Here is a 24,262-nt window from a genome sequence, read left to right on the forward strand (position 1 = left end):
TCGACCTTCTCCGTGGCGTTCATGCCGGCTGCGGGTTCGTCGAGTGCGAGCAGCTTCGGATCGGTCGCAAGCGCACGCGCGATTTCGAGCCGGCGCTGGTGGCCGTACGACAGATTGCGCGACGTGTAGTCCGCGTACTGCGCGATGCCGACGTACTCCAGCAGTTCGATCGCGCGCTCCTTGATCTCGCGCTCTTCCTTGCGCTCGGCCGGCGTCTGGAACACCGCGCCGATCAGGCCGTGCTTCGTGCGCACGTGGCGGCCGACCATCACGTTTTCCAGCGCGGTCATGCCGCCGAACAGACGAATGTTCTGGAACGTGCGCGCGATGCCGGCCTTCGCAACCTGATAGACGGCCGTCGGCGTGTAGTTCTGGCCGTCGAGCTTGAAGTCGCCCGAGTCAGGCGTGTAGAGGCCCGTGATCACGTTGAAGAACGTGGTCTTGCCGGCGCCGTTCGGGCCGATCAGACCGTAAATGGTGCCTTCCTCGATCTGAAGACCGACGTCCGATAGCGCCTGCAAACCGCCGAAGCGCTTGTTCACGCCCTGCACGGACAGCCGGATTTTTTTATCGCTCATGTGATTTCTCCTATCCGTGTCCGTTACGCGCGCACCGGCTTCTTGCCGGCACGCTTCGACAGTTTGGCAATCTTGTCTTCGTGCTTCGGCGACGGCCACAGGCCTTCCGAGCGGTACAGCATGATCAGCACCATCGCCAATGCGTAGACGAGCTGACGGATCACTTCCGTATCGACGATTTCATGGCCGAAGATCATGTGCTGCAGCGGACCCATCGTCGAGCGCAGGAATTCAGGCAGCACCGCGAGCAGCACCGCGCCGAGAATCACGCCCGGAATGTGGCCCATGCCGCCGAGCACCACGCACGCGAGCACCACGATCGACTCGGGCAGCGTGAACGATTCCGGCGACACGAAGCCCTGGAACGCGCCGAACATCGCGCCTGACAGACCGCCGAACGACGCGCCCATCGCGAACGCGAGCAGCTTCACGTTGCGCGTGTTGATGCCCATCGCCTTCGCGGCGATTTCGTCTTCGCGGATCGCGGCCCATGCGCGGCCGATACGCGAGTGCTGCAAACGCGTACACACCCAGATCACGAGCAGCGCGGCGAGCACGAACAGGTAGTAGTACGAGTACACCGACGGGAACTGGAAGCCGAACAGCGAGTGCGACTGCGACAGGCTGAAGTCGCCCAGGTGCACCGGCGCGATTGCCGTGATGCCCTTCGGGCCGTTGGTGATGTTCACCGGACGGTCGAGGTTGTTCAGGAAAATCCGCACGATTTCCCCGAAGCCCAACGTCACGATGGCGAGGTAGTCGCCGCGCAGACGCAGCGTCGGTGCCCCGAGCAAGACGCCGAACAGCGCGGCCACGCCCATCGCGCACGGCACGATGATGAGGAACGGCACGTGCAGCCCGTTCGGCGCGAGATGCGCGATCCATTCGAATTGCGACGACAGGTGCGGCGACGACAGCAGCGCCGCCGTGTACGCGCCGACCGCGTAGAACGCGATGTAGCCCAGGTCGAGCAGGCCGGCGAAGCCGACCACCACATTGAGGCCGAGCGCGAGCATCACGTACAGCATCGCGAAGTCGAGCACGCGGACCCAGTAGTTGCCGCCCGCAGTGCCGATGATCATCGGCGCGGCGATCACGAGCACCGCCGTGATGATGCCGACGGTCAGCGTCTTCGCCAGGTTCTTCTCGGGAATGAGCGTCGTGGACGGCTCGATCGGTTGAATTGAGGTCATTTGATTTACTCCTTGGCCTGGATCAAGCGCGATCCGCAACGCGTTCGCCGAGCAGACCCGACGGACGGAACACCAGCACGATGATCAGCACGATGAACGCAAACACGTCCTGATAGTTACTGCCGAACACACCACCTGTCAGGTTGCCGATATAACCCGCGCCCAACTGTTCGATGAGCCCCAGAATCACGCCGCCGACCATCGCGCCGCCGAGATTGCCGATACCGCCGAGCACGGCCGCGGTGAACGCCTTCAGGCCTGGGATGAAGCCCATGTAGAAGTGCGCGTTGCCATATTCGGAGGCGATCATCACACCGGCGAGCGCGGCGAGCGCCGAGCCGATCATGAAAGTGGCCGAGATCACGAAGTTCGGGTTCACGCCCATCAGCGAGGCGACGCCGGGGTTCTCGGCAATTGCGCGCATTGCGCGGCCGAGCTTGGTCTTGTGCACGAGGAGCAGCAGGCCCGCCATCACGAGGAACGCGACGACGATGATCACGATTTCAGTCATCGAGATCACGGCGCCGGGCGTCGTATCGGTGGCCTTGATCACGTTCAGCGGATCGGTCGGCAGAAGCTGCGGGAACGGCAGCGGATTGCGCGACCAGATCATCATGGCGAGCGTCTGCAGCAGGATCGACACGCCGATCGCGGTGATCAGCGGCGCGAGACGCGGCGCCTTGCGCAGCGGCCGGTATGCCACGCGCTCGATCGTATAGCCGACGACCGCGCAGACCACGGCGGCAATCGCCAGCGCGATGCAGAGCGTCGGCACATTGCCCAAGCCGGGGAAGTGGTTCTGCAGCACGCCTATGGCTGACAGCGCAACCATCGCGCCGACCATCAACACGTCGCCGTGAGCGAAGTTGATGATGCCCAAGATGCCGTAAACCATCGTATAGCCCAGTGCGATGATGGCGTAAACGCTGCCAAGCACCAGCCCGTTGAGGACCTGCTGGATGAAGATATCCATTTAATGCTCCTTAGCCCGTGCGGCTGGATTCGCGCTCTTCATCAGCCGGTGGGCGGTGATGCGTCACGCAATCTCAACGGCACTGCGGGTACTGATGTAAAAGACCGGTAAGGGTTTATCCGCCGCCGATTCGCCTTCACGACTGGGTCACAGTCGCAGGCTAGCCTTCAGCGGATGCAAAAACGGCACCGTCGGGTGGTTCGGTGCCGTCAGGCTGAACGTCCCGTCATTACATCTTCACGACGTCGAGAACCGCTTTCTTGCCGTCCTTGAAGTCGTAAAGCGTAATGGCGCCCTCTTTCAAATCACCCTTGTCGTCGAACGCGATGCGGCCGATTACCCCGTGGTAATCGGTGGACGGCATCGCAGCCAGCACCTTGGGCGCCTCGATCGAATTAGCGCGCTTCATTGCATCGACAATCACGTACACAGCGTCGTACGTGAACGGTGCGTAAATCTGCACCGGCGTGTGGAAGCGGTCGACGTACTTCTTCTCGAAGTCCGCTCCCCTGTCCATTTTCGAAAGCGCGAGTCCCGCTTCCGAACAGACCAGGTTTTGCACGGCGGTTCCCGCCAGCTCACCTACCTTGTCGGTACACACGCCGTCGCCGCCAAGGATTTTTGCCCTGATACCGAGCGCCGCCGCCTGTTTGGCAAACGGCCCGCCCGTTGCGTCCATGCCGCCGAACATGATGGCGTCCGGATGAACACTCTTGATCTTCGTGAGGATGGCCCGGAAGTCCGTGGCCCGGTCGTTCGTCGCTTCGCGCGTGACGACTTTCGCTCCGTTCGCCTCGGCGGTCTTCGCGAATTCGTCCGCGAGTCCCTTGCCGTAGGCGGTCGCATCGTCCACAACGGCGATGCGTTTCGCGCCCAGCGCCTTCGTCGCGTAATTGGCAAGCGCGGGACCCTGCTGCGCGTCGGTGGCGACGACGCGGTAGGTCGTCTTGAAACCCTGCTGCGTGTAAGCCGGGTTCGTCGACGACGGCGAGATCTGCACGATGCTCGCGTCGCTATAGACCTTGGAAGCCGGAATCGACACGCCCGAATTCAGATGCCCGACGACGGCCACCACGTGATCGTCCACCAGCTTTTGCGCGACGGCCGTTCCCGTTTTGGGATCGGCGGCGTCGTCCTGCGCGTCGAGTTGCAAGTCGATCTTGTGGCCGTCGATCGTCAGGCCCTGCGCGTTGATTTCCTCGACCGCGAGACGCGCGCCGTTTTCGTTGTCTTTACCGAGATGCGCAATGCCGCCCGTCAACGGAGCCGCGTGGCCGATTTTCACGACGATTGCTTCGCTTGCCGGCGCCGCGGATGCTGCTGCCGCCGACGCACCTGCTCCCGCCTCGCCATCCTGTTTTTTGCCGCACGCGGTCAACATCGCAACCGCGGCCGCGATGGACACGGCGTAAGCAAACTTGACTCGCATTAAGTAGGTCTCCCGCCCTTGCAAATTCCATCGTCTGAAGGCGCTAAGGCCTTGAGAACGCGCGCATTGTAACTCCAATTTTGCGACGGGCAATATTGTTGAACCGGCAGGGTTTTCCTGCATTGCAACCGTATTTTGAGACCGCTTTCGCGCAAAAGGCGCAACCCGGTTGCGACTGTTTTTCGTGCATCAGTTGCACCGGCTTGGGAACGCATGGCATCAAGTGTTGCGGCCGAACGGCGCTGCGGCCTGCTACAGCGTGGTTTACGTCAAATGGTGGGTTTTGTTGAGCCGCCTTTGGCGAGCACCATTTTAGTGCGCCAAAATTGCAACAGGGCAGATAGGTCGCAAATAATCGGGGACGCATCATCCGAAAAGGGATTTAATGCCAGATCGAATTTCAAAAAAGATTGACTGCGTCGGTGTGGGAAACCGCATTTCGCAGTGATGTGGCACCGTTTCTTGCATGGCCTTCGCGGCGTCGGGATGAAAAAAACGCGCCCGAAGGCGCGCTTTCTTATGGTCTATGGTGGCTGCGAACCGTCAGGCCGGCAGACCCAAGCCACGCGGCAGCGGAAACGCGATGTTTTCCTCGATGCCGTCGAGCGCGCGAACATTGCGCACACCCAACTCCCGCAATCGGGCGATGACCGCCTGCGCCAGCACTTCCGGCGCCGAAGCGCCGGCAGTCACGCCGATGCGGCGCTTGCCCTCGACCCATGTCGGATCGATCTGATCCGGGGAATCGACCATATAGGCCGGGACGCCGAGCTTCTCAGCCAGTTCGCGCAGCCGGTTCGAGTTCGAACTGTTCGGGCTGCCGACCACGATCACCACGTCGCACTGCGGCGCCATGAACTTGACGGCGTCCTGGCGGTTCTGCGTCGCGTAGCAGATGTCCTGCTTCTTCGGCTCGCGGATGGACGGGTATTTCGCCTTCAGCGCGCCGATGATTTCGGCGGCGTCGTCGACCGACAGCGTGGTTTGCGTAACGAACGCGATGCGCTCGGGGTCGGCCAGTTGCAGCGCCTGCACGTCCTCGATGTCTTCGACGAGATGCATGCCCTCGCCCGCCTGGCCCATCGTGCCTTCCACTTCCGGATGGCCCTTGTGGCCGATCATCACGATGTCGAAGCCGTCCTGGCGCATCTTCGCGACCTCGATGTGCACCTTGGTCACGAGCGGACAGGTCGCGTCGTACACGCGCAGCCCGCGCGATTCGGCTTCGCTGCGCACCGCTTTCGACACGCCGTGCGCGCTGAAGATAACCGTGTTGCCGGGCGGCACTTCTTCCAGCCGCTCAATGAAAATCGCGCCCTTCTTGCGCAGATCTTCGACGACGTAGGCGTTATGGACGATTTCGTGACGCACGTAAATCGGCGAGCCGTGCAGCTTGATCGCGCGTTCGACGATCTCGATAGCCCGATCGACGCCGGCACAGAACCCGCGCGGCTGCGCCAGCAGGATCTCGGTTTCGGCAAGGGTCGTATCCGCGATGGTCATGTTTACAAAATCCCGATGATTTTCACTTCGAACGCCAGCGCCTGGCCGGCAAGCGGGTGGTTGAAATCGAACAGGGCCGACGTTTCGCTCACTTCTTTCAGAACGCCGGCGTAGCGGCCGCCACCCGGCGCGTTGAATTCGACCAGGTCGCCCGGAGAAAAATCCTCACCGATCATGCTGTTTTCGCGCAGCGTGGCCAGCGACACGCGCTGGATCAACTCGGGATTGCGCGGACCGAAGGCGACGCCGGGATCTAGCCGAAAGGTCGAATGGTGCCCGACCTTCAAACCCAGCAAAATGTCTTCCAGCGGCGGCGCGAGCTGACCGGCGCCGAGCAGCAGCGTGGCGGGCTTGTCGTTGAAGGTATTGATGACTTCGGCGCCATCGGCAAGGGAAAGCCGGTAGTGAAGCGTCACGTGTGAACCGGGCTTCACTTCGGAAATGTCGATGATGCTCATGCAGTGCTCGCTCAGTCGAAGCGCGCTCTCACGCGTGCGCCGCGGGCGCAGCTGACGCGTGCGGCACACCGTCGGCGTGCCGTGCGCAAAGCGTCTATTGTAAGCCACATGGCTGGCCTCGGCTTGCGTCCATCGCACGCACGAAGCTTCAACCCTAAGCGGAGGAATTGTCTCTATATGTCTGATTATGCGTCCACAATCGGCGATCCAATGTTGGATTTCGCTCGTTCGCCGCCCGTCGCCCGCCCTGCCGATGCGCCCAATCCGCGCCGCCGGCGCAAATGGCCCAAACACGATATGCCGCGCGAACGGCTCATCGATCAGGGCCCGGCTGTGCTGTCGGACACGGAGATGATCGTGCTCGTGCTCGGCTCCGGCCTGCCCGGCCACGACGTGTTCAGCGTGGCGCGCGAACTGCTCGACCGCTTCGGCTCGCTGCGGGCCATGCTCGATGCGACTTACGCGGATTTCGACGGCCTGCGCGGCATCGGGCCCGCGAAAAAAGCGCAATTGCTCGCGATCATGGAAATGGCGCGCCGTTCGCTGGTCGACAAGATGCGCCGGCGTTCGCTGATGAATTCGCCCGAGGCCGTGGAAGATTACCTGCGGCTTCTGATCGGCGGCCGTCCGCAGGAAGTGTTCGTGTCGCTGTTCCTCGACGCGCGGCATCGGCTGATTCGCAGCGAGGAAAGCGCGCGCGGCACGCTCACGCGCATGGCGGTGTATCCGCGCGAAATCGTGCGGCGGGCGCTGGCGCTCAATGCGGCAAGTCTGATCGTCGCGCACAATCATCCGTCGGGCGCGGTGCAGCCGAGCGCCAGCGACTGCAGTCTCACGCGCACACTGCGTGAAGCGCTGGCGCTGATCGACGTGCAACTCGTCGATCATCTCGTGATCGGCGCGGACAGCGTATACTCGTTCGCCCGCGCCGGGTGGCCGTGACGCAGTGCGGCCGGCACCTTGACGGGTCTTTCGGCGCTCTTTAGGCGACATGAAAAAAGCGTGAACGGGACGCGAAAAGGCGCCGCGCCGTGTCTCGCCACCGCAAATAAGGTTTGATTTTGCGGCTTTTTTCCTGCTAGAATTCCGGTTTGCCTATTTCCAACCCCCTGTTCCGAAGCCACCAAGGCGTTCCGGAAAGGATACGTGCCTGATTTCAGCGCGACTCTTTTCGGGAAACTTTCACGGCGTTCGAACTCAGAATTAGCGTATTAGGAGTGCTCTCATGGCACGCGTATGCCAAGTAACTGGGAAAGCGCCGATGAGCGGCAACAACGTTTCCCACGCGAACAACAAAACCAAGCGCCGGTTCCTGCCGAACCTGCAAAGCCGCCGTATTTGGGTGGAAAGCGAAAACCGTTGGGTGCGTCTGCGTATTTCGAACGCCGGCCTGCGCCTGATCGACAAGAACGGTATCGACGCTGTGCTCGCAGATCTGCGCGCACGCGGTGAAGCCTAAGGAGTAAATCATGGCGAAAGGCGCACGCGACAAGATCAAGCTGGAATCGACCGCAGGCACGGGTCACTTCTACACGACTACGAAGAACAAACGCAACATGCCGGAAAAGATGCTGATCAAGAAGTTTGATCCGGTCGTCCGTAAGCACGTTGACTACAAGGAAACCAAGATCAAGTAAGTCTTGGCTCCTGCCTTTTGACGAAGGCAAAGACATGTGCAAAAAGCCTCGCATTCGTGCGGGGCTTTTTTGTTTCTGGGTCGTCAAAACCGTCGTTTGACCTTGATGTGCGCGGTCGTGAAGTCTTATGACGTCCGGCTAGCTTTCCCTCGACCGTCGCGGCGCGTATCCTTTCTCGTTTTAGCAGCGCGTGATTGACGCGTTTGCACAGCAAAACGAAAAGACGGAGATGCAAGCAATGGAATTCGATGTGGCGATTGTCGGTAGCGGTCTCGCGGGGCTGAGCGTCGCGCTCAACCTCGCAGAAACGCGGCGGGTCGCGGTGATCGCCAAGCGGTCGATGACTGAAGGCGCGAGTGATTGGGCGCAAGGCGGCATCGCCGCCGTGCTGGATTCCGCGGACAGCATCGACAATCACGTGCGCGACACGCTGATTGCCGGCGGCGGCCTGTGCGACGAAGCGGCGACGCGGTTCATCGTCGAACACGGGCGTGCCGCGATTGAATGGCTGATCGACCAGGGCGTGCCGTTCACGAAAGACGACGCGGCGGAGCTCGGCTTCCACCTCACGCGCGAGGGCGGCCATAGCCACCGGCGGATTATTCATGCGGCCGACGCCACGGGCCATGCGGTTGTCACCACGCTCAGCGAGCGTGTGCGGCGGCATCCGAACATCACACTGCTCGAAGATCACTGCGCGATCGACCTGATCACCTCCGACCGGCTGGGATTGCCGGGACGCCGTTGTCATGGCCTCTATGCGCTCGATGTGCAAACCGGCCGCACCGTCACCATCGAAGCGCCGCACACAGTGCTCGCCACCGGCGGCGCGGGCAAGGTCTACCTGTACACCACGAATCCGGACACGGCGACGGGCGACGGCATCGCGATGGCATGGCGCGCGGGCTGCCGCGTCTCGAACATGGAGTTCATCCAGTTCCATCCGACCTGCCTGTTCCATCCGTACGCCAAGTCGTTTCTGATTTCGGAAGCCGTGCGCGGCGAGGGCGGCGTGCTGAAGCTGCCGGACGGCACGCGTTTCATGCCGAACCACGACGAGCGCGCCGAACTCGCGCCGCGCGACATCGTCGCGCGCGCGATCGACTTCGAGATCAAGAAGCGCGGCATCGATTGTGTGTATCTGGACATCAGCCATCAGCCGGCCGATTTCCTGCGCGAGCATTTTCCGACGATCCTCGCGCGCTGCCTGGAATTCGGCATCGACATCACGAAGGAACCCATTCCGGTCGTGCCGGCGGCGCACTATACGTGCGGCGGCGTCGTCACCGATCTGGCGGGCCGCACCGATCTCGCGGGCCTCTATGCAGTCGGCGAGACCTCTTGCACGGGGCTGCACGGCGCGAACCGCCTGGCCAGCAATTCGCTGCTCGAGTGTCTGGTGATCGGCCGCTCGGCTGCGCGCGCCATCGAAGAAGAAGGCTTTAGCGGCGCGGTTCATGCGCCGTTGCCGGACTGGGACGAAAGCCGCGTGTCCGATCCGGACGAAGAAGTGGTGGTCGCCCACAATTGGGACGAGCTTCGCCGGCTCATGTGGAACTACGTGGGCATTGTGCGCACGGACAAACGGCTTGCGCGAGCGCGCCACCGGCTCGCCCTCTTGCGCGACGAGATTCACGAGTATTACGCGAATTTCAAGGTGAGCCGCGACCTGCTGGAGTTGCGCAATCTGGTGGACGTGGCTTCGCTAATCGTCGACGGCGCGCGCTCGCGGCGCGAAAGCCGCGGCCTGCATTTCAGCCGCGACTGGCCGGCGACTTTGCCCAAAGCGCTGCCGACCGTGCTCTCGCCGGAATACGTGCGCAACCGCAACGTGTGATGCAAACGGAAACGCCATCGCCGGCTTTCATGCCAGCGATGGCGCTTTATGTCTCATCAACCCGAACCGCTGGAAACCGCGTCAGACGATTCGCAACGAGTAATCGGTCGCTCGCACGTCTTTCGTCAGGGCGCCGATCGACACGCGGTCGACGCCTGTCTCCGCAATCGTCCGCACCGTCTCGAAGTTGACGCCGCCGGACACTTCCAGCACCGCGCGCCCGGCGGTGATGCGCACCGCGTCGCGCATTGCATCGAAGGAAAAGTTGTCGAGCAGAATGGACTGCGCGCGATGCGCCAATGCCGTTTCCAACTGTTCGAGCGTTTCGACCTCGATCTGAATCGGGACGCCCGCGTTGAGCGCAAGCGCTGCGTTCATGGCCGCGCCCACTCCGCCGGCGGCGGCAATGTGGTTTTCCTTGATCAGGATGCCGTCGTACAACGCGAGCCGTTGATTCGCGCCGCCGCCCACACGCACCGCGTACTTTTGCGCGAGCCGCAAGCCTGGCAAAGTCTTGCGCGTGTCGAGAATGCGCGTGCGCGTATGCGCGATTGCGTCGACGTACCGGCGCGTCGCGCTCGCCACGCCGGACAGCAACTGCAGAAAGTTGAGCGCGTTGCGCTCGGCGGTAAGCAGCGCGCGCACCGGCCCGCGCAGTTCGCACACCGGCGTGTCCGCCGTCATGCGGTCGCCTTCGCGATAACGCCACTGCGCCTCGATCCGCGGATCGACCTGCCGCAAGACGGCGTTGAACCAGGGCACGCCGCACAACACCGCATCCTCGCGGGCGATGACGCGCGCGTCGCGCACTTCGTCGGCGGGAACGAGGCGGCCGGTCTGGTCGCCGGTGCCGATGTCTTCCGCGAGCGCGTCCGCGACGTTGCGTGCCAGCGCGGCGTCGAACGCGGCGCCGTACTGCGCGCGGATCTCGGCGAAGAGCGGCGACACGGCTTCCGCCTGGCTATAGGCGGCGGAACCGGCCTCTGCTGAATCTTGCGCTACCGCGTTCATCAGGCGGCTCCTACGTTCGAATACAACTGGGCGTCGCGCGCCAGATCGCCGCTCGCTTGCACGCGCTTCTTGTGACGCGCGGCGAAGTCCAGCATGCGATCGATCGGCAGACGAGCCCGTTCGCCGATAGCACGGTCGACGAAAATCTCGTTGTGGCCGCGCTCGAGCACGTCGGCCAGATTCGCGAGGCCGTTCATGGCCATCCACGGACAGTGCGCGCAGCTCTTGCAGGTCGCGCTGTTGCCGGCCGTGGGCGCGGCAATCAGCGTCTTGCCGGGCGCAGCGAGTTGCATCTTGTGCAGGATGCCGAGGTCCGTCGCGACGATGAAATGCGTCGCATCGAGCTTCTGCGCGGCGTCAATCAATTGGGTGGTGGAACCGACGACATCGGCAAGCGCCACGACGTTGGCCGGCGACTCGGGATGCACGAGCACTTTCGCGCCGGGATATTCGGCGCGCAGCAAATCGAGTTCGATGCCCTTGAATTCGTCGTGCACGAGACACGAGCCCTGCCACATGAGCATGTCCGCGCCGGTCTTGTTCTGGATATAACCGCCCAGGTGCCGGTCCGGCGCCCAGATGATTTTTTCGCCGCGCGCGTGCAGGTCGGCAACGATCTCCAGTCCGATCGATGAAGTCACCATCCAGTCGGCGCGAGCCTTCACCGCGGCACTGGTGTTCGCATAGACCACGACCGTGCGATCCGGATGGGCGTCACAGAAAGCCGAGAATTCGTCCACTGGGCAGCCAAGATCGAGCGAGCAGGTGGCGTCGAGGTCGGGCATCAGAATGCGCTTGTCGGGACTCAGAATCTTCGCGGTCTCGCCCATGAAACGCACGCCCGCCACCACCAGCGTTTGCGCCTCATGGTCACGCCCGAAGCGCGCCATTTCCAGCGAATCGGCGACGCAGCCGCCGGTTTCGTCGGCAAGCTCCTGCAATTCGGCATCGACATAATAGTGGGCCACGAGCACTGCCTTCTCGCGCTTGAGCAATGCGCGGATGCGCTCCTTCAGCGCCACTTTCTGTTCTGCCGACGGCATGTCGGGCACCTTCGCCCACGCCTGTCCGATCCCGCAGGACGTGCCCTGCGCCTGCGGCCGGTCGTATTCGACGGTCCTGATCGCCTGCTGATCCATGATCTCCTCTGCCTTCGCTCTGCCGCCGCGGCCTGCGCACTGCGTCATGCTGCATTTTCCGCGGCCCAAAAAGCAAAACCCCGCCAACGCGGGGTTTTGTGACGTAACGAAATTTTAATGGATTTCGCGATCAAGCATAACGGCGCAGTCGCATTGCAAAATCCTGCAGCGCTTTGATGCCGCTCGCCTCAGCGCGATGACACCAGTCCTGCAACTGAACCAGCAACTGGTCGCGCGATGCGTTCGAGCGCTCCCACATTGCCGCGAGTTCGTTGCGCATGTCGATGTACGTCTTCAGTTTCTGGCTGTTCGCGAAGATTTGCGGCAGCAGACGTTTCTGCGGCTCGTCGAGCCCCGCTTCTTCCTTATGGAACCAGTTGCGCGCGCCGCGCATGAGCTGATACTTCTCGCGTGCGCCGACTTCCTTCAGATGCGCGAGTTCCTGACGATACGCACGCTTAAGCGCCTTGCCGTAACGCGCCATCACTTCGTAACGGTTTGCCAGCACGGCCTGCAACGTGTCCTGGTCGAGCACCAGCTTGCCGGTGGTCAGACGCGGCGTGGGCGCGATCTTCTTCACCTTCGCAAGACGGAAGGCCGACATGATGCGGATATACATCCAGCCGATGTCGAACTCGTACCACTTGTTCGACAGCTTGGCCGACGTCGCATACGTGTGGTGATTGTTATGCAGTTCCTCACCGCCGATGATGATGCCCCACGGGAAAATGTTCGTGCTGGCGTCCGACGAATTGAAGTTGCGGTAGCCCCAGAAGTGCGCGAGACCGTTGACGACGCCGGCCGCCCAGAACGGGATCCACACCATTTGCACGGCCCAGATGGTCAGGCCGACGACGCCGAACAGCGCGACGTTCAGCACCATCATCAGGCTCACGCCGAGAATCGGGTACTTGGTGTAGACGTTGCGCTCCATCCAGTCGTTCGGCGTGCCGTGACTGAACTTGCGCATCGTTTCTTCGTTTTTCGCTTCGGTGCGATACAGTTCCGCGCCTTCAAGCAGCACCTTCCAGATGCCGCGCGTTTGCGGGCTGTGCGGATCTTCTTCGGTCTCGCACTTCGCGTGGTGCTTACGGTGAATAGCCGCCCATTGACCGGTCAGCATGCCCGTGGTCATCCACAGCCAGAACCGGAAAAAATGACTGACGACAGGGTGCAACTCCAGCGCGCGGTGCGCCTGGCAGCGGTGCAGATAAACCGTCACGCCGATGATCGTGACGTGCGTGACCGCGAGGGTGTACAGCACAAGTTGCCACCAGGAGAAGCGCAGCAGGCCGTGGGCAAGGAAATCGAGCAAGGAATTCAACAAGGCAATTTACCTGTGGAACGAGAGACACGAGACACCCGCGGACTGCGCGTGTCAAGAAAGTGAAAGCATACAGCGGGATTGGACGACATTCTACTGGAAGCGTTCCAAGTGTTTGTAACAAATAGGGATTTTTTGTGCGGCATCAACGAGCGATAGTCTGCAATGAGCCCATTTTGACTCACCGCAGACCCAGAAGTGCCCGTCAGAGCGCGTTGCCTGCCTGATTGGCGGCAGGCGCGGTCATAGTTACCGGCTGCGGTGCGACACCGGAGACATTTGCAATGTGTCCGACGTTTCCGACGATCCGCACTTCGCGTTGCGCGAAAGGAATCGAAATGCCGTGCGCGGAGAAAAGCTGCCAGATGTTGCGATTGACCGCCGAGCGCACGGCCGAGGTGCCGGTTGCGGCGTCGGCGATCCAGAAACCCAGTTCGAGGTTGATGCCGTCAGCGCCGAAACTCGTCAGGTAAGGCGTGGGCGCCGGGTCCGCGAGGACGCGCGGCACGCCGGCGGCGGCTTGCGCGAGCAGCGCCATCGCCTGTTCGACGTCGGCCGTGTAGGCGATCTGCACCGCCGCCTTCGCGTAGCCGCGCGTCAGATACGACGACTGGTTCTGCACGACGTCGGTGATCAGCTTCTCGTTTGGAATCAGCGTCTCGATGCCGTCGAGGCCACGCACGACCGTGTAACGCGTGCGGATCTGCGTGACCATGCCTTGCAGGCCGCTCACGTTGATCGTGTCGCCGATCCGCAACGACCGGTCGATCAGGATGATGAAGCCCGACACATAGTTGCTCGCGATCTTCTGCAGCCCGAAACCGAGCCCCACGCCGAGCGCGCCGCCGAACACGCCGAGCACGGTGATGTCGATGCCCACGAGCGACAGGCTGATCAGCACAGCCGCCAGCACGAAAGCCGCACGGCCGACGCGCGCCACCACCACTTTCAGATTGGCGTCGAGCGTCGTGGCGCGCATCAGCCGGTCTTCGAACGCCGAGCCGAGCCACATCGCGACGATCATCGTCACGCCCACCCACAGCAGGCCGGTGACGAGCGAAAGCAGCGTCATATGCGCATTGGCGATGCGAAAGTGAACGCTCGCCATCCACTCGATCACGTCGTCCTGAATGCCCATCACGGTCAGCACCATGGCGACCCAGACGACCAGCGAGACGATTTTTTCGACGACGAAAAGCCACGGATGCGTCTCGCCGTCGTGGCTAAAGACGCGTCGCGCGAAGAAAAACACGATGTAAATCAAGCCGATGCCGAAGAGCGGCACCAACGCGAGATCGAGCAGCGCAGTGTGGATGAACTGGCCCGCGATCGCGCGCGCGAGCCACACCAGCACCGCGCCGATCAGCGGGAAAAACGCGCGGTTCAGGCTTTCGGCGCCGAAGCGCAACGTCTGGTAGCGCGTCTGCCGGCGCAAATCGAGCGCCCGGCGCAGCACGCGCGCGAGCAGCCACGCGAGCGCGAGCGTCGTGAGAAGCAAGCCGATTTGCCACAGCATGACCGGCTGGCCGAAGTCGCGCGTGAGATCGCCGAAAAGGTGCGAAAAGAGTCTGTTTTGCATGATGTTGCGGGAATGGCCGGCTCGCCGGCATCGAAGAATCGATCGGCGAGCCGGCGGGCAGCCCGTCGGGCCTCAGCTCTGGCGTTCGAGCACGGCGGCGAAGAAGCCGTCGGTCGCGTGGCGATGCGGCCAGAGCGACAGGTAATCGCCCATTTCGAGGTCGATGCGCTGCTCGGCCAGCACTTCACGCGCCGGGACGAGCGCGAAGTCCGGGTGATCCGCGAGGAACTGCTGCACGACCGCTTCGTTTTCCGCTTCGAGGATCGAGCACGTCGCGTACACGAGACGCCCGCCCTTCTTCACGAGCCGCGCCGCGCTCGCGAGAATCGACGCCTGCTTGGGCGCAAGTTCCGCGACCGATTCCGGCGACTGACGCCACTTCAGATCGGGATTGCGGCGCAGTGTGCCCAGGCCGCTGCACGGCGCGTCGACCAGCACGCGGTCGATCTTGCCGGCAAGCCGCTTGATCTTGGCGTCGTGTTCACTGTCGATCAGCACCGGATTCACGTTCGACAAGCCGCTGCGCGCAAGCCGCGGCTTGAGCTTGGCGAGACGCCGCTCGGAGATGTCGAATGCGTACAGACGCCCGGTCGAGCGCATCGCCGCGCCGAGCGCGAGCGTCTTGCCGCCCGCGCCCGCGCAGAAGTCGACGATCATTTCGCCGCGCTTGGGCGCGACGAGCGAGCACAGCAACTGGCTGCCCTCGTCCTGGACTTCGAGCCAGCCTTGCTGGAACGCGTCGAGCTTGGTGAGCGGCGGCTTGCCGACCACCCGCACGCCGAACGGCGCGAACGGCGTGGCGCCGGCTTCAATGCCGGCCTTCGACAGCGCGTTCAGCACGTCGTCGCGGCTCGCCTTGATCGGGTTCGCGCGCAGATCCAGAGGCGCCGGGTAGTTGAGCGCGGCGGCCAGTTGCGCGAGTTCCGCGGCTTCGAACCGCTTGGTCAGCGCCTGATAGATCCAGTCCGGCAGATTCAGGCGAATCCGCAGCGGCAGGCTTTCCGGGTCGATCATCGCGACATGTTCGAGCCACCTGGACTCCGAGTCCGACACGAAGGGCTTGAGCGCCGAGCGGCCCGCCGTCTGCATCAGACCGAGCAGAGCCATGCGGCGCGCCGGGCTGCCGGCGCCGCTTTCGGCCAGATGCGCGAATTCCATGCGCCGGCGCAGCACCGCGAAAACCGCCTCGGCGATCACGCCGCGCTCACCATGCCCCAACTTCGGATGCGCGCGGAAAAAGCGGCTCGTGGTGGCGTCGGCGGGACCGTTCAGTCTTAGGACTTCAGCCAGCAAAGTCTCAGTTTGTCCAATCAAAAAACCATGCAATCTCATGCGCCCTCTCCGGCGGTGTGACCGGCAAAGAGCCATTGCGGCTCCGGCGGCGTAAGCGTGACACGCAGGCCGTCAAGAGCAAGACGCCCTTCGACGAACCAGCGCACCGCGCGTGGATAAATGATGTGTTCGGTCGCGAGCACGCGTTCGGCGAGCGTCGCGGGCGTGTCGCCGGCCACGACGGGCACCGCCGACTGCATGACGATCGGTCCGTGATCGAGCTGCGACGTCACGAAATGCACCGACGCGCCGTGCAGTCGCACGCCGGCGTCGAGCGCCTGCTGATGTGTCTTGAGTCCAGGAAAGCTCGGCAGCAGCGACGGGTGCACGTTCAGCATGCGCCCCGCATAACGGTCGACGAAACCGTCCGTCAGCACGCGCATGAAGCCGGCGAGCGCGACGAGATCCGGCGAGAAACTATCGATTTGTTCGGCCAGCGCCGCATCGAAGCGCTCGCGGTCGGGAAACTGGCGGTGATCGACCACCGCCGTCGCAATGCCGTGCGACGCCGCGAACGCAAGGCCCGCGGCGTCAGGACGGTTGGCAATCACAGCGGCCACCTGCGCGGCCCACCCTTCGTCCGCACACGCGCGGACAATGGCTTCCATGTTGCTTCCCCGCCCTGAAATCAGGATGACGAGTTTTTTCATGCGCGGATTTTATCATTCGGGGACACCCAAACCGCGAGGCGCCGCCGTCCGTTGCGCCGAGCGTTTATAATCGTTTGTTTTGCGGCACCCCGCCCGCCCTACCCCGACGCGCTATCGTGAGAGTCTTCCGCGGTCTTCCCAACGCTGAAAGCCGTGCGCCGTGCGCACTGACCATCGGCAACTTCGACGGTGTCCACCGCGGCCATCAGGCTTTGCTCGCGCACGTGCGCGCAGCGGCCGACGCGCGCGGCCTGCCCGTCTGCGTGATGACCTTCGAGCCGCACCCGCGCGAATTCTTCAACCCGGCCGGCGCGCCGCCGCGCATCGCGATGCTGCGCGACAAGCTCGAAGCGCTGCGCACCAATGGCGTGGACCGCGTGGTCGTCGAGCACTTCAATCACACGTTCGCGAGCCAGTCGCCGGATGCGTTCGTCGAACGGATCATCGTGAACGGGCTGCACGCGCGCTGGGTGATGATCGGCGACGACTTCCGCTATGGCGCCAAGCGCGCGGGCGACTTCACGTCGCTGAAGGCGGCAGGGCAGCACTACGGTTTCGAAGTCGAGCAAATGGCCACGGTCGCCGATCCGTCCGGTGCGCGCATCTCCAGCTCGGGCGTGCGCGCGGCATTGGTGGCGGGCGATCTCGACGCGGCGCGCGCCGCGCTCGGCCGCGACTATCTGATCAGCGGCCACGTCGTGCACGGCATGAAGCTCGGCCGCGATCTCGGCTTTCCCACGCTCAATCTGCCGATCGCGCACAAGCGTCCGGCGCTCGCGGGCATTTTCGTCGTGCGCGTGCATGGCGTGACCGACGAACCGCTGCCTGGCGTCGCGAGTCTGGGCCTGCGTCCCACCGTCGACGATTCGGGCCGCGTACTGCTCGAAGTGCATCTGCTCGACTGGCACGGCGACGCTTACGGCAAGCTCGTGCGCGTCGAATTCCTGAAGAAGCTGCGCGACGAGGAAAAGTACGTCGACCTCGAAACGCTCACCGCCGCGATTGCACGCGACGTCGCCAACGCGCGCGCGTGGTTCGCGGCCGTCGGCGCGGGCACGCCGGGCAGCCGCTCCACCGGTTTCGCCACGTCGGCCACCGACCGAATTAGATAGCCGCCGCGGTCCCTGCGCGCGTTCACCTGCCGCATGGACCGCCGCTGCGCGTATCGAAGGACATCCGCGCATTGCGCGACATGCCTGCCGCCGCGCCCAACCCTCTCGCGCACCGTGCGCAACCCGCGCCCCGCTGCGCTTATAAAGAATTCACCGCGACCACATCATGAGCAACAAGAAAGCCGATTCGAAACCGCAATCACGCTACCCCGTGAACCTGCTGGACACGCCGTTCCCGATGCGCGGCGACTTGCCCAAGCGCGAGCCGCAATGGGTCAAGGAATGGCAGGAGCGCAAGGTCTACGAGAAGATCCGCGCAGCCAGCAAGGGTCGCAAGAAGTTCATCCTGCACGACGGCCCGCCGTACGCGAACGGCGACATCCACCTCGGCCACGCGGTGAACAAGATTCTCAAGGACATGATCGTCAAGGCGCGCAACATGGCGGGCTTCGACGCGGTCTACGTGCCGGGCTGGGACTGCCACGGCATGCCGATCGAAATCCAGATCGAAAAGCAGTTCGGCAAGTCGCTGCCCGCCGCGGAAGTCATGCAGAAAGCGCGCGCGTATGCGACCGAGCAGATCGAGAAGCAGAAGCTCGGCTTCCGGCGTCTGGGCGTGCTCGGTGAGTGGGACAACCCCTACAAGACCATGAACTTCACGAATGAAGCCGGCGAAATCCGCGCGCTCGCGAAGATCCTGGAAAAAGGCTACGTGTTCCGCGGCCTGAAGCCGGTCAACTGGTGTTTCGACTGCGGCTCGGCGCTCGCTGAGGCGGAAGTCGAGTACAAGGACAAGACCGATCCGACCATCGACGTGCTGTTCGGCTTCGCCGAGCCGGAGAAGACCGCGCAGGCGTTCGGCCTGAACGCGCTGCCGCGCAACGAAGGCGGCATCGTGATCTGGACCACGACGCCGTGGACCATTCCCGCGAACCAGGCGTTGAACCTGCATCCGGAAATCGTCTACGCGCTCGTCGATACGCCGCGCGGCCTGTTGATTCTCGCCGAGGAACGCGTCGAAGCGTGCCTGAAGGCGTACGGCCTGGAAGGCTCGGTGATCGCGACTACGCCGGGCGCCAAGCTTGTCAACTTGCGCTTCAATCATCCGCTCGCGTCCGCACATCCGAGCTACAAGCGCACGTCGCCGGTTTATCTCGGCGACTACGTGACGACGGAAACCGGCACGGGCGTCGTGCACTCGTCGCCGGCGTATGGCGTGGAAGACTTCGTGTCGTGCAAGGCGCACGGCATGGCCGACTCCGACATCATCAATCCGGTGATGGGCGACGGCCGTTACATCGAATCGCTCGCGCTCTTCGGCGGCCTGTCGATCTGGGCGGCGAATCCGCAGATCGTGGAAGCGCTGCAAAGCGCCGGTTCGCTTTTGCGCACCGAAAAGTACACGCACAGCTACATGCACTGCTGGCGCCACAAGACGCCGATCATCTATCGCGCGACGTCGCAATGGTTCGCCGGCATGGACGTGAAGCCGAACGACAGCGACAAGACGCTGCGCGAAACCGCGCTCGAAGGCATCGAAAACACGGCGTTTTATCCGTCGTGGGGCAAGCAGCGGCTTTTCAGCATGATCGCGAATCGTCCCGACTGGACGCTGTCGCGTCAGCGTCAATGGGGCGTGCCGATGGCGTTCTTCGTCCACAAGGAAACGGGCGAGTTGCATCCGCGCACGCTCGAGTTGCTCGAGGAAGTCGCGAAGCGCGTCGAGCAGGCCGGCATCGAGGCTTGGCAAACGCTCGATCCGCGCGAACTGCTCGGCGACGACGCGAATCTGTACGAAAAGAACCGCGACACGCTCGACGTGTGGTTCGATTCCGGCACGACGCATTGGCACGTGCTGCGCGGCTCGCACAAGGACGAACTGCAATTCCCGGCCGACCTGTATCTGGAAGGCTCGGATCAGCATCGCGGCTGGTTCCATTCGTCGCTGTTGACGGCTTCCATGCTCGACGGCCGTCCGCCGTATAACGCGCTTCTGACGCACGGCTTTACCGTCGACGGCGAAGGCCGCAAGATGAGCAAGTCACTCGGTAACGGCATCGATCCGCATGAGGTGGCGAATCGCCTCGGCGCGGAAATCATCCGCTTGTGGATCGCGTCGACCGATTACTCCGGCGAGCTCGCGATCTCCGAGGAAATCCTCAAGCGCGTGACGGAAGGCTATCGCCGTATCCGCAACACGCTGCGCTTCCTGCTCGCGAATCTGTCGGACTTCGACTACGAGAAGAACGCGCGCCCAGTGGAAGACTGGTTCGAGATCGACCGTTACGCGGTGGCGCTGTCGGCGAATCTGCAAAACGACATCCTCTCGCACTACGACAAGTACGAGTTCCACCCGGTGGTCGCCAAGCTGCAGACGTTCTGCTCGGAAGATCTCGGCGGTTTCTATCTGGACGTGCTGAAGGATCGCCTGTACACGACGGCTGCTGACTCCGTCGCGCGCCGCTCGGCTCAAACCGCGCTGTATCACATCGCGCAAGGTTTGCTGCGTCTGATGGCGCCGTTCCTCTCCTTCACCGCCGAAGAAGCGTGGAAGGTGTTTCAGCCGAACAGCGAAACCATCTTCACCGAGACGTATCACGCGTTCCCGGCCGTGCCGGACGCCGGCGCGCTGCTCGACAAATGGACGCTGCTGCGCGCCGCGCGCGGCGACGTGACCAAGGCGCTGGAAGAAGCGCGCGTTGCTAACCTGATCGGCTCGTCGTTGCAGGCGGAAGTGGAAATCCGCGCGAGTGGCGCGCGTTACGACGCGCTGACGAGCCTCGGCGACGACCTCAAGTTCGTGCTGATCACATCGGCGGCGAGCGTCGTGAAGGTCGCGAGCGAAGCGGAAGAAGGCGTCGAAGTGATCACGTCGAAGTATCTGAAGTGCGAGCGCTGCTGGCACTACCGCGCGGATGTCGGCGCGAACGCCGAACACCCCACGCTGTGCGGCCGCTGCGTCAGCAATCTGTTCGGCACCGGCGAGGCGAGGAGCGCGGCATAATGGCGAGAACCATGGCGAAATCCACATCGAAAGCATCCGCCGGCAATAGTTCGCTGGCGCCCTGGCTCGGCGTCGCGCTGATCGTGATCCTGTTCGATCAGCTGACGAAAATCGCGGTGCAGAAGGTGTTTGCCTACGGCGTCGCGCATGAGGTCACGTCGTTCTTCAACCTGATCCTCGTGTACAACCGCGGCGCCGCCTTCAGCTTTCTCGCGATGGCGGGCGGCTGGCAGCGTTGGGCTTTCACCGCGCTCGGCGTGATCGCCGCGCTGGTGATCTGCTACCTGCTCAAGCGCCACGGCGGGCAAAAAATGTTCTGCACGGCGCTGGCGCTGATTCTCGGCGGCGCGCTCGGCAACGTGATCGACCGGCTCGCGTACGGCCATGTGATCGACTTCCTGGACTTCCACGTGCGCGCGTGGCACTGGCCGGCGTTCAACCTGGCCGACAGCGCAATTACGGTCGGCGCGGTGCTGCTCGTCATCGACGAGTTGCGGCGCGTACGCGGGTCGCGCTAACGGGCGGATCGTTGCGAGGCGCGGGGCCGCCGGAAGTGGTTTTTCGCGCTTCGACGGCTCGCGCCCGCAGTCCGCTTTGAAGGCCGGCAACGGTGCAAGCGCGCCGCGCTCGGTCACCACGCTTTGTCGGAGGCTTTCGTTGGCAACCGCAGAACTCGCAGGAAAACACCTCGTCCTCGGCATGACGGGCGGCATTGCCTGCTACAAGATCGCCGAACTCACGCGTCTTCTGACCAAGGCCGGCGCGACCGTCCAGGTCGTGATGACCGAAGCGGCCACGCAGTTCATCACGCCCGTCACGATGCAGGCGCTCTCAGGCCGCCCCGTCTACACGAGCCAGTGGGACGCGCGCATCGCGAACAACATGGCGCATATCGATCTGTCGCGCGAAGCCGACGCGATCGTGATCGCGCCCGCGTCCACTGACTTCCTCGCGAAACTCGCGCACGGCATGGCCGACGATCTGCTCGCCACGTTGTGCGTCGCGCGCGATTGTCCGTTGCTCGTCGTGCCCGCGATGAACCGGCAGATGTGGCAGAACCCGGCGACGCAGCGCAATGTCGCGCAACTGCGCGCGGACGGAGTCGAAGTGCTCGGCCCCGATTCGGGACCGCAGGCGTGCGGCGAAATCGGCGACGGCCGCATGCTCGAAGCCGCGGCAACTTACGAAGCGATCGCATCGTTTTTCTCGCCGAAGATTCTGTCCGGTCGACGCGTGCTGCTGACAGCCGGCCCGACGTTCGAACCGCTCGATCCGGTTCGCGGCATCACGAATCGCTCGAGCGGCAAGATGGGTTTTGCGCTCGCGCGCGCCGCGCAGCAGGCCGGCGCCGACGTGCATCTCGTCGCGGGTCCGGTCGCGCTCGACACACCGTGGGGCGTGTTCCGCGAGGACGTGCAGACCGCCCAGCAGATGCACGATGCGGTGATGCGTTCGGTAGCGGACGCGGACATCTTCATCGGCGTGGCCGCGGTCGCCGACTGGCGCGTCGCTCACGCGAGCGAACACAAGATCAAGAAAGCCGCCGACCGCGCGCTGCCCACGTTTTCGTTCGTCGAAAATCCGGACATTCTGGCCTCGGTGGCCAAGCTGCCGCATCCGCCGTTCGCCGTCGGCTTCGCTGCGGAAAGCGGCGATCTCGAAGTGCATGGCGAAGAGAAACGTGTGCGCAAGAATGTGCCGCTGCTAATCGGCAATCTCGGGCCGCTCACGTTCGGCATGGACGACAACGAAGTGATCCTGTTCGAAGCCGGCGGTGCAACCCGGCTGCCGCGCGCCGACAAGCAGACGCTCGCGCGCGCGTTGATCGCGGAAATCGCGAAGCGTCTGCCCGACACAAGCCTGATTCGCTGAACTTGCCGCGCGCCGCCGAGACACCACAAAGCGAAGCGAACCGAAGCATCTGGAGCACACCGACATGACGCTACTTTCCGTGCTCGATCAAACGCCCGTCATCTCAGGGCACTCGGTGGCGGACGCTATCGCCGCCACTGTCGAACTCGCGCAACTTGCCGACGACCTCGGCTACACGCGCTACTGGTGCGCCGAACATCACGGCTTGCGCGGCGTGTCGAACCCATGTCCCGAAGTGATGCTGGCGCGTCTTGGCAGCGTCACGCGACGCATCCGGCTCGGCTCCGGCGGCATCATGCTGCCGTACTACAGCCCGTTCAAGGTCGCCGAGCAATTCATGATGCTCGAGGCGCTGTTCCCGAACCGCATCGATCTCGGCGTGGGACGCGCGCCCGGCGGCGACATGCGCACCGCGCAGGCGGTCGCTGCCGGCGACTACAACCGCGGCGAATTCTTCTCGCAGCAAGTGGCCGATCTGGTGGGACTGATGCACGGCACGCTGCCCGCCGACCACATCGCGCAAGGCGTGCTGCTGCAACCGCAAGTGCCGACGCGTCCGCAACTATGGATGCTGGGTTCGAGCGAATTCGGCGGCCTGCTCGCCGCGCAGTTGGGCATCCGCTTCGCGTTCGCGCATTTTATCAACGCGCATTTCGGGCATCAGGTTGCGCGCGCGTATCGCGAGCGCTTTGAGGCGAGTCAGGAAACACAGCAACCGTATCTGGCCGCCGCCGTCTTCGTGATTTGCGCGGATACGAAACAGGAAGCAGCGGATCTGGAAAAGGCCGTCGATCTGCGTCGCGTGCAAATGGCTTATGGCCTGAATGAGCCGATTCCGACCGTCGAACAAGGCATCGCGCAGGAGTACGGCGAGCGCGAGCAACTGGTGATCGATCGCGAAAAACCGCGCAGCATCGTCGGCACGCCCGAAGTCGTGACCGAGCGGCTCCATGCATTGCAGGAACAATTCCAGGCCGACGAACTGATCGTGCTCACCGTCGCAGGCAGCTATCGCGCGCGTCTGCGTTCCTATGAACTTCTTGCCGACGCGTTCGAACTCGGGCGCCCGGCTTCAACTCCTTAAACTCTCGAAAAACCTGCATGAAACTCGACTTGAAGATTCTCGATGCGCGCATGCGCGATCAGCTTCCCGCGTACGCGACCACCGGCAGCGCAGGCCTCGATTTGCGCGCGTGCCTTAAGGAGCCGTTGACGCTTGAACCGGGTCAAACCGCATTAGTGCCGACGGGGCTCGCGATTCACGTCGGCGATCCGGGCTACGCGGCGCTGATTCTGCCGCGCTCGGGTCTCGGTCATAAGCACGGCATCGTGCTCGGCAATCTGGTCGGCCTGATCGATTCCGATTATCAAGGCGAACTGATGATCTCGACGTGGAACCGCGGCGAGACAACGTTCGTGCTGAATCCGATGGAGCGTCTCGCGCAACTCGTGATCGTGCCGGTCGTGCAGGCGCAGTTCAATATCGTCGACGAGTTCGAGCAAAGCGAGCGCGGTGCGGGTGGATTCGGCAGCACCGGCAAGCATTGATCCAGATTTGCTGAGCACAAATAAAAACGGCGTGGATCCTGAGGTCCACGCCGTTTTTTGTTCGGCGAGTAAGCAACAGGCTT

Annotated in this window: 22 protein-coding genes; 10 read left to right on the top strand and 12 right to left on the bottom strand. The window is 63.3% G+C overall.

Annotated features, from left to right (window positions below):
• The 6 genes from AB6809_RS19935 to AB6809_RS19960 form a co-directional block, all read right to left on the bottom strand.
• Positions 1-578, bottom strand: a 578-nt coding sequence (locus tag AB6809_RS19935; RefSeq protein WP_371027048.1) for an ABC transporter ATP-binding protein, incomplete at its 3' end; no start/stop codon positions are given.
• Between the two features lie 23 nt (positions 579-601).
• Positions 602-1,771: an ABC transporter ATP-binding protein gene (locus AB6809_RS19940; RefSeq protein WP_006050123.1), complete on the bottom strand. Its 1,170-nt coding sequence runs from the start codon at positions 1,769-1,771 to the stop codon at positions 602-604.
• Between the two features lie 22 nt (positions 1,772-1,793).
• Positions 1,794-2,744, bottom strand: a complete 951-nt coding sequence (locus tag AB6809_RS19945) for a branched-chain amino acid ABC transporter permease (protein WP_006050122.1) — start codon at positions 2,742-2,744, stop codon at positions 1,794-1,796.
• Positions 2,745-2,973: 229 nt separating this feature from the next.
• A complete protein-coding gene (locus AB6809_RS19950; RefSeq protein ID WP_029968029.1) occupies positions 2,974-4,173 on the bottom strand; it encodes a branched-chain amino acid ABC transporter substrate-binding protein in 1,200 nt (399 codons plus the stop codon).
• Positions 4,174-4,716: 543 nt separating this feature from the next.
• Complete coding sequence (ispH, locus tag AB6809_RS19955) at positions 4,717-5,676, bottom strand: 4-hydroxy-3-methylbut-2-enyl diphosphate reductase (RefSeq protein ID WP_006050120.1); 960 nt, start codon at positions 5,674-5,676, stop codon at positions 4,717-4,719.
• Positions 5,677-5,678: 2 nt separating this feature from the next.
• The gene (locus AB6809_RS19960) at positions 5,679-6,134 is read right to left on the bottom strand and encodes a peptidylprolyl isomerase (RefSeq protein ID WP_006050119.1); all 456 of its coding nucleotides are present in this window, start codon (positions 6,132-6,134) and stop codon (positions 5,679-5,681) included.
• Positions 6,135-6,311: 177 nt separating this feature from the next.
• On the opposite strand from AB6809_RS19960, the gene radC reads away from it, so the two are divergent.
• The 4 genes from radC (at position 6,312) to nadB (ending at position 9,608) form a co-directional block, all read left to right on the top strand.
• The gene (gene radC, locus AB6809_RS19965; RefSeq protein WP_029968031.1) at positions 6,312-7,076 is read left to right on the top strand and encodes a DNA repair protein RadC; all 765 of its coding nucleotides are present in this window, start codon (positions 6,312-6,314) and stop codon (positions 7,074-7,076) included.
• A gap of 283 nt (positions 7,077-7,359) precedes the next feature.
• Complete coding sequence (rpmB, locus tag AB6809_RS19970; protein ID WP_006050117.1) at positions 7,360-7,593, top strand: 50S ribosomal protein L28; 234 nt, start codon at positions 7,360-7,362, stop codon at positions 7,591-7,593.
• A gap of 10 nt (positions 7,594-7,603) precedes the next feature.
• A complete protein-coding gene (gene rpmG / locus AB6809_RS19975; RefSeq protein WP_006050116.1) occupies positions 7,604-7,771 on the top strand; it encodes a 50S ribosomal protein L33 in 168 nt (55 codons plus the stop codon).
• A 238-nt stretch (positions 7,772-8,009) separates the two neighbouring features.
• Positions 8,010-9,608: an L-aspartate oxidase gene (nadB, locus tag AB6809_RS19980; RefSeq protein WP_029968033.1), complete on the top strand. Its 1,599-nt coding sequence runs from the start codon at positions 8,010-8,012 to the stop codon at positions 9,606-9,608.
• Between the two features lie 81 nt (positions 9,609-9,689).
• Here the strand turns inward: nadB and nadC are convergent, their stop codons facing one another.
• The 6 genes from nadC to purN all read right to left on the bottom strand — a co-directional run bounded on the left by nadC (position 9,690) and on the right by purN (position 16,643).
• A complete protein-coding gene (gene nadC, locus AB6809_RS19985; RefSeq protein ID WP_029968034.1) occupies positions 9,690-10,619 on the bottom strand; it encodes a carboxylating nicotinate-nucleotide diphosphorylase in 930 nt (309 codons plus the stop codon).
• Entirely contained in the window at positions 10,619-11,758 is a 1,140-nt protein-coding gene (nadA, locus tag AB6809_RS19990; RefSeq protein ID WP_006050113.1) for a quinolinate synthase NadA, read from the bottom strand. The genes nadC and nadA overlap by 1 nt, the downstream gene beginning before the upstream one ends.
• Positions 11,759-11,888: 130 nt before the next feature.
• Entirely contained in the window at positions 11,889-13,085 is a 1,197-nt protein-coding gene (locus AB6809_RS19995; protein ID WP_006050112.1) for a fatty acid desaturase, read from the bottom strand.
• 202 nt (positions 13,086-13,287) lie between these two features.
• On the bottom strand, positions 13,288-14,661 hold the full coding sequence (locus AB6809_RS20000) for a mechanosensitive ion channel family protein (protein ID WP_029968036.1): 1,374 nt from the start codon (positions 14,659-14,661) through the stop codon (positions 13,288-13,290).
• Positions 14,662-14,733: 72 nt separating this feature from the next.
• Entirely contained in the window at positions 14,734-15,993 is a 1,260-nt protein-coding gene (locus AB6809_RS20005) for an RsmB/NOP family class I SAM-dependent RNA methyltransferase (protein ID WP_029968038.1), read from the bottom strand.
• The gene (gene purN / locus AB6809_RS20010; RefSeq protein ID WP_029968040.1) at positions 15,990-16,643 is read right to left on the bottom strand and encodes a phosphoribosylglycinamide formyltransferase; all 654 of its coding nucleotides are present in this window, start codon (positions 16,641-16,643) and stop codon (positions 15,990-15,992) included. The genes AB6809_RS20005 and purN overlap by 4 nt, the downstream gene beginning before the upstream one ends.
• 116 nt (positions 16,644-16,759) lie before the next feature.
• Between purN and AB6809_RS20015 the strand changes: the two genes are divergently transcribed.
• The 6 genes from AB6809_RS20015 (at position 16,760) to dut (ending at position 24,179) form a co-directional block, all read left to right on the top strand.
• Positions 16,760-17,755 carry a bifunctional riboflavin kinase/FAD synthetase gene (locus AB6809_RS20015; RefSeq protein ID WP_006050108.1) on the top strand — a complete coding sequence of 332 codons (996 nt, stop codon included), beginning with the start codon at positions 16,760-16,762 and terminating at the stop codon, positions 17,753-17,755.
• A gap of 166 nt (positions 17,756-17,921) precedes the next feature.
• Positions 17,922-20,759, top strand: a complete 2,838-nt coding sequence (ileS, locus tag AB6809_RS20020) for an isoleucine--tRNA ligase (RefSeq protein WP_371027049.1) — start codon at positions 17,922-17,924, stop codon at positions 20,757-20,759.
• 11 nt (positions 20,760-20,770) lie between these two features.
• Complete coding sequence (lspA, locus tag AB6809_RS20025; protein WP_035569887.1) at positions 20,771-21,277, top strand: signal peptidase II; 507 nt, start codon at positions 20,771-20,773, stop codon at positions 21,275-21,277.
• 139 nt (positions 21,278-21,416) lie between these two features.
• Entirely contained in the window at positions 21,417-22,631 is a 1,215-nt protein-coding gene (gene coaBC / locus AB6809_RS20030) for a bifunctional phosphopantothenoylcysteine decarboxylase/phosphopantothenate--cysteine ligase CoaBC (protein ID WP_029968043.1), read from the top strand.
• Positions 22,632-22,695: 64 nt separating this feature from the next.
• Positions 22,696-23,715, top strand: a complete 1,020-nt coding sequence (locus AB6809_RS20035) for an LLM class flavin-dependent oxidoreductase (protein WP_029968046.1) — start codon at positions 22,696-22,698, stop codon at positions 23,713-23,715.
• A 17-nt stretch (positions 23,716-23,732) separates the two neighbouring features.
• Entirely contained in the window at positions 23,733-24,179 is a 447-nt protein-coding gene (gene dut / locus AB6809_RS20040; RefSeq protein WP_006050102.1) for a dUTP diphosphatase, read from the top strand.
• The last annotated feature ends 83 nt before the right edge of the window (positions 24,180-24,262 follow it).

Origin of the sequence: Paraburkholderia sp. RCC_158 (assembly GCF_041355255.1) — a bacterium.
GTDB lineage: Bacteria > Pseudomonadota > Gammaproteobacteria > Burkholderiales > Burkholderiaceae > Paraburkholderia > Paraburkholderia graminis.